The following is a 14,625-nucleotide window of genomic DNA, read 5'->3' on the forward strand; positions in this document are numbered from 1 at the left end:
TCCGAATATTTTTCAGCCAATTGCTCAACGCGCAGGCGATAAATCACCACTATGGGTTAATTTTGTATTAAAGCCATCAATATATCTAAATACCGATAAATCGTCGGATGCAATGTCAGGCTTATTCCCTGAAATCAGATCAGCTAATAACTTACCTGAACCACATGCCATCGTCCAACCTAGCGTTCCATGTCCCGTATTTAAATATAAATTGCTATAAGCCGTTGGGCCGACTATCGGCGTTCCATCTGGCGTCATAGGTCTAAGCCCCGTCCAAAACGTCGCTTGAGAAATATCACCGCCACCTTGATAGAGATCTTGTACTACCATCTTCAATGTTTCGCAGCGTTTTTTCAGCACATCCAAATTAAAGCCAACCACTTCTGCCATGCCCCCAACACGAATGCGGTCATCAAAGCGCGTTACTGCGATCTTATAAGTTTCATCCAAAACTGTTGATGTCGGTGCGCGCTCAGCATTAATAATTGGCATTGTTAATGAATACCCTTTTAATGGATAAACGGGTATTTTCACTAAATTATGCAGTAATGATGTGGAATATGAGCCCATCGCAACTACATAGCGATCCGCTTGTAATATTTCACCATCACAACGAATACCACTCACTTTATTGCCATCCGTCAGGATCTGTTCAACATGACGACCAAACTGGAATTTAACCCCCGCATCTTGGGCCATTTTCGCCAGTTTCTTAGTAAATTGTTGGCAATCACCCGTTTCGTCATTAGGTAAACGTAATCCCCCCGTCAATTTATCCTTCACATATTCAAGTGCAGGCTCCGCTTTCGCTAACTCATTGGCGGTCAACAGCTCGTATGGTACGCCTTCTTTCTGTAAGACAGCGATATCATTGGCGGCATTATCAAACTGCTTTTCGGTCCTAAACAGTTGCAATGTTCCACCTTGACGGCCTTCATAACTAATCCCTGTATCTGCACGTAATTGGCGAATACAATCACGGCTATACTCCGCTATCCGCACCATACGGCTCTTATTCATCGCATAATGTTGAATATCGCAATTTTTAAGCATTTGCCACATCCAACGTAATTGGAATAATGTGCCGTCAGGCCTGATGGCTAATGGAGCGTGCTTTTCGAACATCCATTTAACCGCTTTTAATGGGATCCCTGGGGCACCCCATGGAGTCGCATAGCCCGGGGAAATTTGTCCAGCATTACCCGCACTCGTCTCTTCAGCAACATCCATTTGCCTATCTAATACGGTCACTTCATGCCCTTCTTGTGCTAAATACCAAGCTGTAGTAACACCGATGACCCCCGCACCTAAGACCAAAACTTTCATCACTCCCCCTGCTGCTTAGCACGAATATTTTCATTAGAATAATATTCTAGTATTCATTTTCCAATATGGTTAATTAACACTTTTAACAATTCAGACAATTAATTCAAAAACAGTTACAATTACTTTACACCTCAGATTTAAATGCTAGTACCCATTTCTAATTGAATAGTTAAAAATAGAATAAAAACAGACAATTAATAGAAAATTAATTTCGATTGAATTATTTTTTCATACGTTAATTTAGAGTTTTATACTATCTTGTTGGTATATTATTTTGATGACCTATTTTTTAATATATGTTATTTCCATGCAATAACATAGGAAATAAATGCACAAATTTACCTTAAAATGAATTATAATCTTGTTGATTTTTTTATTTCAGAATTGTAGATAATTTAGTGATTTCAAGCACAAAAACAATTACCCATTTTTATCGCAAAAATGGTTTTTGCTCTTTTCTCGTATTGGATGAATCAGATTTACAAAGTATAAGCCTTCTGGGTCTCAGTCTGCTGAAAACGCCTCTTTCTCTATCTTATTGAATCCACAATGTATAAAACAATATAGAAACGAACGTTAATAAACGTTAATTATTACTATAAATCAAAATGTTACCACGTGAAATTAGCTGCTAAAGTCAGCAGTCAATTAATAAAATCTGACGGAGGGAGCATGATAAAAAAACGACCATTTCTTATTTTAATCGTAATATCCTGTTTAATGACCAATCGCAGTGTAGCAGATTCAGATTGCATATCATTTAAACATTTTAAAGTGGAGCACGAGGGAAAAATTTGTTTTAGCATTCGCCCTCTGCTCACTTGCCATACTGAATGTGAGGCTGTCGAAACAATCCATAGCAAAGTACTATTTCAATGTTATTATCCTGATATAAAGCCACAATCACCCGAAATGATCACTCAAGCAGAAAATATTGCTCTCAATATTGAATACCCCATATCATGTGTGCCCAAAAAAGCGTCAGGCAATATTCAGTAGCTGACCAAGTCACTTGCAATTTCTGGTTTTCTGACAGCCAAAAGGCCAGTTGGTTAATAGCACAAACTGGCTTCAGACATCATACAGTAACGTGAGTTAAAATTAGGATGCGCGGAATGGTTAGCGCGCATTTGCGAGGTCGTTAGGCATATTCCCTTGCATACTATGCCAAATCGTACCACTTTCTTTACCGTAATTTCTAACGGATTCCATAATACGATCGTACGCTTGTTCGCGGCATAAGTTTGACAATTGTTGATAGAAATTGAGCGCAAGGCGTCGTGCTTCCGGGTTAGAGAAATAGTAACGACCAACACGGGTATAAAGCCCTTTTAAGCCATTAATAATCAAGCCATAAATAGGGTTACCCGACGCGAAAGCCAACCCGCGGAATATATTGTAATCTAAGGCACTAAACGCATCTGCGTTATCTTCGACCTTCTCACGCTCAGACAAAACTTCCAATGATTTTTCAGGGTTTTGACGAAAAGCAGTACGGATAAAAATAGCAGCGATATTGGTTCTCACCGCTAGCAAATTATCAATCAGTTGTGGCACACGGTCATGATCTAACCTTGCTAAGGTTTCAAGAATATTCAGGCCTGAAGTCTCCCAATAATTGTTCACTTTGGTTGGTTTGCCATGTTGTATCGTCAACCAACCATCACGCGCTAAACGCTGTAATACTTCACGAAGCGTCGTACGTGTTACACCAATTAACTCCGAGAGTTCCCGTTCAGCAGGTAAAATCGACCCTGGTGGAAAGCGATTGTTCCAGATGCTCTCAATAATATACTCTTCCGCAAACCCTGCAGGACTTTGAGCTTTTATGACCATATTTTTATTATTCCAAACATTTTCAGACGGATTATTATAGAAATCATACCAGATTGTCGTAAATTGAGATAGTTAGACCCCACATAAACAACAAAACCAATCATAAACTCCCATATAATGAATATATTATCTATTACTGATCAGACTTAATTTATGTAAAAGATAAGAGTAGTATGTGAATTTACTGTACAATACATCAAGTAAGAGGAAAACAATTCATAATGGATTTTAGTGTAAAAAGAGCTTTTTTAAAAAATTTTCTAGGGAATTCTCCAGATTGGTATAAGCTCGCAATAATAATATTTCTAATTATCAATCCACTGGTATTTTATTTTGTCAGCCCGTTCATCGCCGGGTGGTTACTTGTAGTAGAATTTATCTTTACCCTCGCCATGGCACTCAAATGCTATCCGCTGCAACCCGGTGGGCTTTTAGCCATTGAAGCCGTCATCATTGGCATGACAACCCCAAAACAGATCTCTCATGAGATCAGTAACAATTTGGAAGTCATACTGCTGCTGATCTTTATGGTCGCCGGTATCTATTTTATGAAACAACTGTTGTTGTTCGTCTTCACCAAACTGTTACTGAATGTTCGTTCTAAACGTACGTTGTCATTAGCTTTCTGCTTAGCAAGTGCCTTCTTATCTGCTTTTTTAGATGCACTCACTGTTATCGCCGTTGTGATTAGCGTCTCCATCGGTTTCTATTCTATCTATCATCAATACGCTTCTAGCCAACACAGCAATACTGATCTACAAAATGACAGTTATATCGATACGGCTGAGAAGAAACAAACACTTGAGCAATTTAGAGCTTTCTTGCGCAGCCTCATGATGCATGCCGGTATCGGTACAGCATTAGGGGGAGTCATGACTATGGTTGGTGAACCCCAAAACCTGATTATTGCTAAGCATGTCGATTGGGATTTCGTGACTTTCTTTATACGTATGGCCCCCATTACATTACCTGTTTTTGCGTGTGGTTTAATTGTGTGTTTTTTGGTCGAAAAATTTAAATTATTTGGATATGGGGCGGAATTACCTGCAACCGTTCGCCAAGTCCTGACTGATCATGACCAAAAAAATAGCACTAAACGGACACAAAAAGAGAAAGCACAACTTATTGTGCAAGGCTTGATTGGTATTTGGTTAATCGTCGCCCTTGCCTTCCACCTCGCTGAGGTCGGGCTTATCGGTTTATCCGTCATCGTATTAACCACCGCCTTCTGTGGCATTACAGAAGAGCATGCCTTAGGTAAGGCGTTTGAGGAAGCATTGCCCTTTACCGCACTACTGACCGTCTTTTTCTCCGTCGTAGCGGTGATCATCGACCAGCAGCTATTTACACCATTTATTCAATTTGTATTGCAATCGTCTGAATCATCACAACTCTCCTTGTTCTATCTATTCAACGGTCTTCTTTCCGCTGTTTCAGATAACGTCTTCGTCGGTACTGTCTATATTACCGAGGCATTAAAGGCATCAAGTGAAGGGCTAATTTCACACCATCAGTACGAGTTACTCGCCGTTGCCATTAATACGGGAACCAACCTTCCGTCGGTTGCCACGCCAAATGGGCAAGCGGCTTTCCTATTCCTGCTGACGTCTGCATTATCGCCATTAATTCGCCTCTCCTATGGCCGCATGGTATGGATGGCTTTACCTTATACCGTCGTCATGACTGTGGTTGGGTTAATCGGTGTTGAGTTTTGGTTAATACCTGTCACACACTGGTTAGAAAGCTTAGGTTGGATTAGCCTACCTTAAGTTTAATCACCACCAACTCACCTATATTCAAAGCTACTCACATCGTCAGATGGAGTAGCTTTTGTTTACTCTATCCCCCTAATTCGGCATTACTCCTTATTTGAAATTACAAATAAAATGGTTTAGTTTGTAATGTTAGGTAAAGGCTTATTTAAAATCGCATAATTATTCTCTGGCACCTTTTTTTGTCTTACCAATAGGGGCAAAATGTGCGTACCATTAATTTAGGGAAGTAAAGTATGTTCAGATTCTTTAACTACTGCTCACAAGGACGAGGCGCTTGGCTGTTAATGGCCTTTATTGCGTTTATGCTTGAATGTGCAGCGCTCTATTTTCAGCACATTATGAAATTGCAGCCTTGTGTCATGTGCATCTATGAACGTGTTGCACTGTTTGGCATTATGATTGCAGGGTTAATTGGCGCAATAGCGCCACGCAAAATCGCTTTACGTTGGGTTGCCATCATTATTTGGGGCTACGCTGCATGGCGCGGTTTAGATCTTGCTTGGGAGCATACCATGCTGCAACTCAACCCTTCACCATTTGCATCATGTGATTTCTTCGTCAATTTCCCCGAGTGGTTACCATTAGATAAATGGGCGCCTGCTGTCTTTGAAGCAACGGGTGACTGTACGGTTAGGCAATGGGATTTCTTAGGGTTAGATATGCCACAATGGCTAATTGGTATTTATGCAGCTTATCTTTTAGTGGCTATCATTGTCGCTATCAGCCAATTTTTTCCATCACACAAAAAAGCATAGCGTAAATAGTACAATTCGCGTCCTATAAAGCGCATTGGCAGGCGCTAATGCGATGGCTCCCGATGAATGCCATTGGGAGCCACTTCTTATCATGGCATCTAGATTAAAAAATAAAAACTCATTCTGTTTTATCCACTCATGCGCTGCATTCATCCCCCTAGCTAAAAATAGCCGACCTACTGCCAACGATTTTTAAATAAATAACAGCCGAAATTACCCGCATTATTTAGATAATTGCGTGCGCTTTATCATTTAAATGAAAAGCAAGGAAGCGAAACGTGGAAATAAACTCAACAAATGGGTTAACTACAAAATTGATATAAAAAAGCCCAACATGATGCGTGATGGACTTTTTATCTGAGGGAATTTAACTAAATACAACTGCCTGTAAGTATGACATCAGCGGCACAACGTTTACCATTAGCAAATTGACAAACGGCGGTTTGGGCACCATTCAATTCTAGGTTTAATGAAGGTAATCCACCCGCAGAAACACACGCTTCTTGCGCTTGAGGCCCTAAATTAACCACCTGTTGCGCATATTGGGAAGCTGAGCGATCGACATGATGTGCCGTATTTATGGTTTCTGAACTCCCACAACCTGCTAAAACAAACAGACTACCAACGAATAGGCTATTCCAAAAAGTAACCTTAAGCAGACTGCTTTTTTTTCGATTCATCCTAATCCCCATCCATAACTGTTTCTGTTCCCTGAATCAGTGAACACTGCTTTTAGAAAACAGATTGATGACCAAAACACCGACTATGATTAATAGCATACCAATAATTGCAGGTAAATCGAGTTTCTGTTGATAAATAAATATTGCAGCGACCGAAACGAGTACAATGCCTAAACCGGACCAAATTGCATAAGCTATCCCTAAAGGGATCAATTTAACCACTTGGGATAATCCCCAAAAAGAGACCGCATACCCAATGACGACAATCAACGATGGCCAAAAACGACTAAAACCATCTGATGCCTTTAATGTCGTTGTAGCAATCACTTCTGCGACTATAGACATCAATAAAAAACCTAGCCCCTTCATTAAGTCACCTTTTTATTATCTAACTTTATCAAAATGCTAAGAAATTTAGCATAGTTATCAATTGCTGTAATGACCAAATATAAAAAAATACCCTGCAATAGAATCATTACTATTACAGGGGATTAAACATGTTAATTAGTTTATTTAGTGTGCCATTGGCGCTGTTTTAACTTGTTCGCGAAATGACGCGCTATAGCGTCTAAATATAAAAGTACACCAAATTAATGAGATCAAGCCAAATATCGCCCCCACATAACCGATACTTGCCATCCCCATATGCACAATCACTTGGTTACCGAGCAAAGCACCACCACCGATACCAATATTGAAGATCCCCGAATAGATTGCCATTGCAAGGTCAGTGGCATCCGGTGCAAGATCAATCACCTTCACCTGCATACCCAAGCCCACGCACATGATGGCGATCCCCCAGAATATGCTTAAGATAACCAGCCAGCTTACATGACCACTGATTGGCATTAACAATAATAAACATATCGTCAAAACAGCAATCGCCACAGGTAGAAATGATAGTGTATATTTACCACTATAACGGCTAAAGATCATACTCCCCGCAATCCCCGCCACACCAAAAATCAGCAATAATAGGGTTGCAAAATTTTGGCTCTGTAGCGCGATATCGCGAACAAAAGGTTCGATATAGCTGTAGGCGGCAAAATGCGCTGTGACGACCACGACCGTCAGAACAAACAATCCGACTAACGCTTGGCGTTTAAAAAGTACTGGCAAGCTTTTTAATGAACCTGAATGCTCACTCGGCAATTTAGGTAAAAAGCGAATCAATGCAATCATGGTTAATAATGCGATAGCACCAATACATAAGAAAGTGACACGCCACCCTAATAACTGACCAATAACACGCCCTATTGGTAAACCTAACACCGTTGCTAACGCAGTACCTGTCGCTAATAAACCTAACGCTTGAGCCTTTTTACCCGCAGGTGCAACGCGGATAGCTAACGAGGCGGTGATCGACCAAAATATCGCATGCGACAATGCAACCCCTACTCTCGCCACAATCAAAACTTCAAAATTCCATGCAAAACCAGAAAGGATATGACTTAAAACAAAGACAATAAATAGTAATGCTAATAACTTACGCCGTTCAATTTTGCTCGTAAGTAGCATCAGCGGCAATGACATAATGGCCACTACCCACGCATAAATGGTGATCATCAACCCGGTATGGGCTACTGTCATGTTAAAACTCGCCGCAATATCACTCAGTAATGCAACGGGAACGAATTCGGTGGTATTGAAAACAAATGCGGCGACCGCTAGTGCCACAACTCGGATCCAAGCTGTTTTTCTAGAAACCTGTGTCATTGTCTTTGCTTGCGCCTTTGTTGATATCAGCAAAAACCCATCCCCCAATCAAAAGCTGATCGGTATAGAAGCCACGTTATTGGATTTAAGCTGAGGTTTGATATTGCTTCGTTTCAAGGATTGAAAAGCAATCTAATTTATGTGAATGGTATCACATTTTTCTCAGGTATTTAAAGTGAGTCAATGCGAGAACATCAATAAAAAGTTGCTCTATTTCTGATAGCTCGCGCCTCATCAATGATTTCATGAGCCGTTAACCCAATAGGGCCTATACCTTTTTCTATTAGTAAGTCTGCCGCTTTACCATGCAACCAAACGCCGGCTCTCACCGCTTCTTCAATGGGTAATGATTGCGCCAATAAACTGCCGATAATCCCTGATAACACATCCCCACTCCCCGCTGTAGCTAACCCACTATTACCCGTTTCATTGCGCCAAGTTTGGCCATTGGGGGCAGAAATTATTGTATGGTGACCTTTTAACACTGCCCAGCAACCAAACCGCTGGCTGAGATGTTGCGCGGCACTCAACCTATCCGCTTGTATCGCCGTGACTGTTGTTTGTAACAACCTTGCGGCTTCTTTAGGGTGCGGCGTGAGTACTGTTTGTGATGATAAGGTTTGAGATAGGGGCATCTGAGCAAGTAGATTCAGTCCATCAGCATCAATTAACACGCTTTGCTGCTGTTCAACAAATGATAATGCTCTATTTATCAATAATTGCGCATCTGAAGATACACCTAAACCACAACCAATAACCCATGCTGTTGGTGTTTCACCATTTATCACTTCATTGGCTTGGCGCAACATTAATTCGGGGGCATGCTCTATAAGTTGCAATGTGAGTGGCGATTGATTAAACCCAATAATCACTTTGCCACAGCCACTTTTGAGCGCGGCAACGCCAGCAAGTACGCAAGAGCCGGTCATTCCTGCACTACCACCAATAATATTTAGCGTTCCAAACGTGCCTTTGTGACTCTGCTCTGGTCGAGGCTTAACAAATAGAGGGAATTGCTCTGCTAGCCACTGTTTTTCTATTGAAGTTAACATCACTAATCCTTTTGATATTGCATTACGACCTTTTAATTCCTATCTGAATTCTTCATCTTAATTCATCATGTTATGGCGCAATCTATAACCTTTCTATGATATAATATTAGCAAACTCACGAATTTTTAAAGGATACTTTATTAATGAAAGCACATTTTCCAACTCAACCTGATGTGAATGAATTAGCAGCAGAAGTGACCTGTATAAAAAACCTGCTTGCACATATGCTCAAAGCAATTGGTCAAGCTGATGCAGGTAAAATTCTGATTAAAATGGAGCGTGAAATTGCATCGATGGAAGATGAAAAACAAGCTGAGACTTATCGTAATACGCTTGAACAGATCAAAGCAGGTTTTCGCCAATAGATTATTTTAACGATAAGTGCTATTTAAGGGGCTTTGTTGTTCAATTACACTTAAAACTGCACAAATAACTAAATATCCTTTATCGAAATAATTTATCTTTGCTCTCGAATTAAACCATTCTTTATTCATTTAGCTCCCCCTTCAAATCTCTATGAAGGGGGCTTTTTTTATTCTAGATTAATCTTTGACTTTTCCGTTATAAATATCTTGGCAATGTTGGATATATTTTTCCAACGTTATTTCGCCAGATGGGTCACGGTGCGCTTTTTGTTCTTCAAAAGCCCATACAGTAAAAGCCTGACCTAAATTAGCACCGGACATTCCTACTTCTTTATACATGCGGTGATAAAAACCCGTTGGAGATTGGTAAATTTCAAATTTAAAGGGAACTAAGCGCGCTGGATTTTCTACCGTCATAAACTCATTGCCAAAAACCAACGTTTTTACAAGTATGTCCATTTTATATCCTTAATATTATCTAATTCTGTTAAGGCTCATTTTCATCATTTCTTCGTTCATCATAGACCCTTCATCTACCTGACCCCAAAGAAAATCTACGAAATTCCACTTAAAGAATACACTAATTTGATCTGCATTAAATTAATTTTTGCCCATAATAAAAAACCCATGATAGATTTTTCACTACCATGGGTTTTCATCAATTTTTATGGCTAATTAGCCAACTTAACTATTTCAAATATTCGCCAGAACGTAGCGCTTCAATACGTTTATCTAATGGCGGGTGTGACAAGAAAAGTTCACTAAATGCTTTGCCACGACCATTGATACAAAACGCCATTAAACGGCCTTCTTCTTGTGGTTCATAACTGGTTTTCAAACGTTGCAGCGCAGCAATCATTTTTTCTTTACCGACCAACTTCGCTGAACCAGCATCTGCATGGAATTCACGATAACGAGAGAACCACATGGTAATAATGCTCGCTAAGATACCGAATACAATTTCTAATACCATTGAAACGGCAAAGTAAACCATTGGGTTACCGTTACTGCTTTCGCTTTCTTCATCATTGCTCGACATAAAGCCAGAAACGAATTGAGCGATGATACGGGAAATAAAGATCACAAACGTGTTCACAACACCCTGTAATAGCGTCATTGTCACCATATCGCCATTTGCGATATGACTGATCTCATGAGCAATAACCGCTTCTGCTTCATCACGGCTCATATTTTCTAGTAAACCCGTGCTAACCGCTACTAATGATGCGTCACGACGTGCTCCTGTAGCAAATGCGTTAATATCCGGCGCATGATAAATCGCAACCTGTGGCATTTGAATACCCACTTGCTGAGCTTGGCGGCTTACCGTATTGATTAACCATTGCTCAGTTTCATTGCGGGGCGATTCAATCACTTCCCCACCAACCGATTTAAGTGCCATCCATTTTGACATTAACAGCGAAATAAACGCGCCACCAAAACCAAATAGGCCAGCCATAATCATCAGGCCTTGAACACTGCTCCCTTTAACACCTGTTAAGCTTAAAATTATCCCAAACACAAACATAACGGCTAAGTTTGTGAGTAAGAATAAGGCAATTCGCATCATCTTTTTTTGATTCCTTGGTAAAAATAAATATCACGAAGAATTTAGGGTATAAATAAGGTTTTTTCATACTTTTTCAAGTGTTTTAACACGAAAAAACCAAAAATTAACATAACTTTACACAGGCTATGAAAAAGGCCAGCGATTGCTGGCCCTAATTTAATTTACTGTTTAACCAAATTATTTTTTATTTGGCAATAAATGGGTATCAGGATTAGCAAGATCAATAGCAATTTTAACTGTTTCGTCCAAATACGGGTCAGGCCCTTCGTAATCCTTAGGTAAATCATCAATTGACTTCAATAGAGGCTTACCTTCTTTTGCATTACGCTCATTGATACGTTTTAGTTTCGTTGCTTCAATTTCATTATCTTCCTTCAGACGTTGTGCATAATTTAACGAAATAAGATTTTTACTCTCTTTATTCGCTTTATAATGTGCAATGTCCTCATCGATATACTTAAACTCTGTATCTTGGCTAATACGTGCTAAGTGTTTAGTTTTTAAGTCTGATAAATCGGAAGTCACATCCCCGACCTTACTATAATTGGCAGGCGGAATACTATCCCATGGCAATGCGTTATCTTCAAAGCTTTCCCCCGTTTCAGCAGGATCTTGCCCTGTAGGCATAACAATATCCGGTGTTACCCCTTTACGCTGAGTACTGCCACCATTAACACGGTAGAATTTTTGAATGGTGTATTGCACTGAGCCTAATGCAGGCCAATCAGGCTTCAGCATTTGGTCATAAACACGACTCAAACTTCTATGTTGTTGAACAGTCCCTTTACCAAAAGTTGGTTCGCCGACAATCAGCGCCCGACCATAATCTTGCATTGCCGCCGCAAAAATTTCAGAGGCGGAAGCACTAAAGCGGTCAACAAGAACAACTAACGGCCCTTTGTAGTAAATGACATCGTCATCATCTGCATCCTGACGCACTTGCCCATTATTATCACGGACTTGCACAATTGGCCCTTTAGGAATAAACAAACCAGATAATGAAACGGCCTCTGTCAATGCACCACCGCCATTACCTCGCAGGTCAATAACTAGGGCAGAAACGTTATCTTTCGCGATTTTCTGTAGTTGCGTTTTAACGTCATTGGTTAAACCAACATAGAAACCCGGAATATCTAGTACGGCGACTTTTTCATTCCCGACTTTTTTAATGTTCAGTTTAACGGCACGATCTTCTAAACGAATTTGTTCACGAACGATAGTGACCACATGGGGCTTAGCCCCTTTTGTGTCAGATACCACTTCCAAACGGACCTTACTTCCTTTAGGCCCTTTGATCAGTGCGACCACATCATCGAGTCGCCAACCAACCACATCAACCATAGGCTTACCAGTTTGGCCTACACCGATAATTTTATCGCCTACTTTTAATTCTTTACTTTTTGCTGCCGGTCCACCCGCAACCAATGAATTAATCACTGTATTTTCATCGTCTTGCTGCAAGACTGCACCAATCCCTTCTAACGACAAACTCATTTCAGAATTAAACTGTTCAGTATTGCGCGGAGAAAGGTAGCTGGTATGAGGGTCGATTTCACGAGCAAAAGCATTCATGATTAATTGGAAAACATCTTCACTTTGCCCTTGCGTCAAACGTCTTAAAGCAAAGTTATAACGCTTAGTGAGTTTTTCCTTAATCTCTTTATCATCTTTGCCTGATAGCTTCAGGTTCAGCCAATCATACCTGACCTTTTGATCCCAAAGCTTATCTAATTCTTGCTTATCCTTTGGCCAAGGCATTTTACTACGATCGACTTCAATAAAGTCATTCGCATCAAAATTCATTGGTTGCTCAAGACGAGCTAATGCATATTGGAAGCGTTCAAAGCGTCTTTTCTGAGAAAGGTTGTACAGGTCATAGAACGTATCTAGTTTTCCATTTTCCAGCCATTCACCGACTTTAGCTTTATCTTTTGCATACTCATCAACATCTGACTGAAGCAAAACGTTATGACCGTAATCCAACATATTCAGATAACGATCAAAAATTTTACCGGAAAACGCTTTATCCAAATCAAATTGGCGATAATGAGAGCGGGTAAACCTAGATGTTACCCTTTCACTTACTGTGCCATGCTGAGTATCCTGTTTTAATACAGGTAACTGAGCAGCAGTGAACTGTGTCACTGCTTGAGGATTCGCAATTGCACTACCAAAAGTGGCAACACTAACGACTAATGCAATCTTTAAAAGTTTGTTCATGCCCTGATTGACCTCCGTATCAGAACTTTAAATGTTCCGCGCGCACAATCATTGCCATTCCTGTTGGCAACTGAACTCTGACACCATCTTTAGCAATTTCCAGCACAGACGCATCCATCAGACTTGTACCAACTTTCACTTTCAGAGTCTGGCCGACCTGAAGTGCGTTAATATCAGTCACTGATTTCAATTTTTGCTCTGGAGATGCTGCACCACTACGGCGCTGAGGTTTAGTCGAAGAGTTTTGTGGGCGTTCTTTATTTTCTGACTGGCGATGGCGCGGCGCTTTGTCTTTTGCTGCTGCCGGATTGCGGGTGTTTTTATCACCTGATTTTTTGGCTGCTGGTCGTTTCTGCGCTTTTTGCTCTGCACGTTGCGCTTGAACTCGAGCTTTTGCCTCAGTCAATTGTTGACGAGCATGCGTAATATGCTCCGCCTCTAATTCACCACAATCATTACCATCTAAGTCAACGCGCTTAGCGCCTTCTTTAACACCGTAGAGATAACGCCAGCTAGAGGTATACATACGCAATGCCGAACGCAATTGCGTTTTGCTAATACCATCTTCTTCGGTCAAACGCCCTACGATATCTTGAAAAATTCCGACTTTTAACGGACGTGCTTCGCCTTCAGCGATAAAACAGCGTGGAAAACGCTCAGCCAAAAACGCGATAACTTCTTTACTACTATTCAACTTAGGTTGATTTTCCATGAAATTTCCTGATAACAACGATTTTGCCAACCAGCACGGGCATGAACAAGCCGACATTATAATAGCGTTGCAGACAATTGCCACGTTCCTATTAAGTTAACATACCAATATTTAATGATAATTTGGCATCGAACACATTGCCAGATGTTGACACAACTGGCTTACAAGATGTTTTAAACCAATTTCATCATTTTGATCAAAGTGATTGAAATTTGGACTATCAATATCCAGCACGCCTAAAACCTGACCATTAACTTCCAATGGAAGCACGATTTCGGCATTACTTGCCGAATCACAGGCTATATGACCAGAGAAAGCATGCACATCATCAACACGCTGAATTTTATTTTGGCTATATGCCGTACCGCAGACACCTTTGCCAAACGGTATTCTGACACAGGCTATCTTTCCTTGAAAAGGACCAAGCACTAACTCTTGTCCACTTCTTAAGTAAAAACCCACCCAGTTAATACCTTCTAGGCGCTCATACAACAACGCGCTTGTATTCGCCAAACTTGCAATTAAATCATATTCTCCTGCCAATAGTGCAGACAAACTATCTGAAAGTTCGTGATAATACTTGTTTTTATCCATAAAATTTTCTTGTAATAATTAAAT

General features: G+C 40.5%; 16 protein-coding genes. 4 read left to right on the top strand and 12 right to left on the bottom strand.

Going from position 1 to position 14,625, the window contains the following annotated elements; all coding sequences use genetic code 11:
* Window positions 1-24 precede the first annotated feature (24 nt).
* Window positions 25-1,326, bottom strand: a complete 1,302-nt coding sequence (locus PSE69_RS03390; RefSeq protein ID WP_004920353.1) for a D-amino acid dehydrogenase — start codon at window positions 1,324-1,326, stop codon at window positions 25-27.
* Between the two features lie 1,119 nt (window positions 1,327-2,445).
* Window positions 2,446-3,162: a fatty acid metabolism transcriptional regulator FadR gene (gene fadR / locus PSE69_RS03395; protein ID WP_004920358.1), complete on the bottom strand. Its 717-nt coding sequence runs from the start codon at window positions 3,160-3,162 to the stop codon at window positions 2,446-2,448.
* A 221-nt stretch (window positions 3,163-3,383) separates the two neighbouring features.
* Here fadR and nhaB point away from each other — a divergent pair, with 221 nt between their 5' ends.
* Entirely contained in the window at window positions 3,384-4,931 is a 1,548-nt protein-coding gene (gene nhaB / locus PSE69_RS03400; RefSeq protein ID WP_004920360.1) for a sodium/proton antiporter NhaB, read from the top strand.
* Window positions 4,932-5,170: 239 nt separating this feature from the next.
* On the top strand, window positions 5,171-5,692 hold the full coding sequence (gene dsbB, locus PSE69_RS03405; protein WP_036940423.1) for a disulfide bond formation protein DsbB: 522 nt from the start codon (window positions 5,171-5,173) through the stop codon (window positions 5,690-5,692).
* A 371-nt stretch (window positions 5,693-6,063) separates the two neighbouring features.
* Here the strand turns inward: dsbB and PSE69_RS03410 are convergent, their stop codons facing one another.
* From PSE69_RS03410 to PSE69_RS03420, 3 genes are all read right to left on the bottom strand, one after another.
* A complete protein-coding gene (locus PSE69_RS03410) occupies window positions 6,064-6,372 on the bottom strand; it encodes a DUF333 domain-containing protein (RefSeq protein ID WP_053109997.1) in 309 nt (102 codons plus the stop codon).
* Between the two features lie 36 nt (window positions 6,373-6,408).
* Window positions 6,409-6,741 (bottom strand): SMR family transporter, encoded by a 333-nt coding sequence (locus PSE69_RS03415; RefSeq protein WP_004920375.1) that lies wholly within the window; start codon window positions 6,739-6,741, stop codon window positions 6,409-6,411.
* 144 nt (window positions 6,742-6,885) lie between these two features.
* Window positions 6,886-8,049: a sugar transporter gene (locus PSE69_RS03420; protein WP_230494553.1), complete on the bottom strand. Its 1,164-nt coding sequence runs from the start codon at window positions 8,047-8,049 to the stop codon at window positions 6,886-6,888.
* Here PSE69_RS03420 and PSE69_RS03425 point away from each other — a divergent pair.
* Complete coding sequence (locus PSE69_RS03425; RefSeq protein ID WP_223854892.1) at window positions 7,961-8,182, top strand: hypothetical protein; 222 nt, start codon at window positions 7,961-7,963, stop codon at window positions 8,180-8,182. The two genes, PSE69_RS03420 and PSE69_RS03425, sit on opposite strands and share 89 nt — an antisense overlap.
* 100 nt (window positions 8,183-8,282) lie before the next feature.
* Here the strand turns inward: PSE69_RS03425 and PSE69_RS03430 are convergent, their stop codons facing one another.
* The gene (locus tag PSE69_RS03430; protein ID WP_060561055.1) at window positions 8,283-9,140 is read right to left on the bottom strand and encodes an NAD(P)H-hydrate dehydratase; all 858 of its coding nucleotides are present in this window, start codon (window positions 9,138-9,140) and stop codon (window positions 8,283-8,285) included.
* Between the two features lie 143 nt (window positions 9,141-9,283).
* On the opposite strand from PSE69_RS03430, the gene PSE69_RS03435 reads away from it, so the two are divergent.
* On the top strand, window positions 9,284-9,505 hold the full coding sequence (locus tag PSE69_RS03435) for a DUF2594 family protein (protein WP_014656083.1): 222 nt from the start codon (window positions 9,284-9,286) through the stop codon (window positions 9,503-9,505).
* Window positions 9,506-9,511: 6 nt separating this feature from the next.
* On the opposite strand, the gene PSE69_RS03440 is transcribed toward PSE69_RS03435, so the two are convergent.
* From PSE69_RS03440 to PSE69_RS03465, 6 genes are all read right to left on the bottom strand, one after another.
* A complete protein-coding gene (locus PSE69_RS03440) occupies window positions 9,512-9,634 on the bottom strand; it encodes a hypothetical protein (RefSeq protein WP_004920387.1) in 123 nt (40 codons plus the stop codon).
* Window positions 9,635-9,682: 48 nt separating this feature from the next.
* Complete coding sequence (locus PSE69_RS03445) at window positions 9,683-9,964, bottom strand: hypothetical protein (RefSeq protein WP_004920390.1); 282 nt, start codon at window positions 9,962-9,964, stop codon at window positions 9,683-9,685.
* Window positions 9,965-10,193: 229 nt separating this feature from the next.
* Window positions 10,194-11,075, bottom strand: coding sequence for a protease HtpX (htpX, locus tag PSE69_RS03450; protein ID WP_004920393.1), 882 nt, complete (start codon window positions 11,073-11,075; stop codon window positions 10,194-10,196).
* A 177-nt stretch (window positions 11,076-11,252) separates the two neighbouring features.
* Complete coding sequence (gene prc / locus PSE69_RS03455; RefSeq protein WP_004920397.1) at window positions 11,253-13,295, bottom strand: carboxy terminal-processing peptidase; 2,043 nt, start codon at window positions 13,293-13,295, stop codon at window positions 11,253-11,255.
* Between the two features lie 19 nt (window positions 13,296-13,314).
* Window positions 13,315-14,007: an RNA chaperone ProQ gene (gene proQ / locus PSE69_RS03460; protein ID WP_004920399.1), complete on the bottom strand. Its 693-nt coding sequence runs from the start codon at window positions 14,005-14,007 to the stop codon at window positions 13,315-13,317.
* Between the two features lie 111 nt (window positions 14,008-14,118).
* Entirely contained in the window at window positions 14,119-14,601 is a 483-nt protein-coding gene (locus tag PSE69_RS03465; protein ID WP_004920404.1) for a GAF domain-containing protein, read from the bottom strand.
* Window positions 14,602-14,625 lie beyond the last annotated feature (24 nt).

Origin of the sequence: Providencia sp. PROV122 (assembly GCF_028482365.1) — a bacterium.
In the GTDB taxonomy this organism is placed as follows: domain Bacteria; phylum Pseudomonadota; class Gammaproteobacteria; order Enterobacterales; family Enterobacteriaceae; genus Providencia; species Providencia stuartii.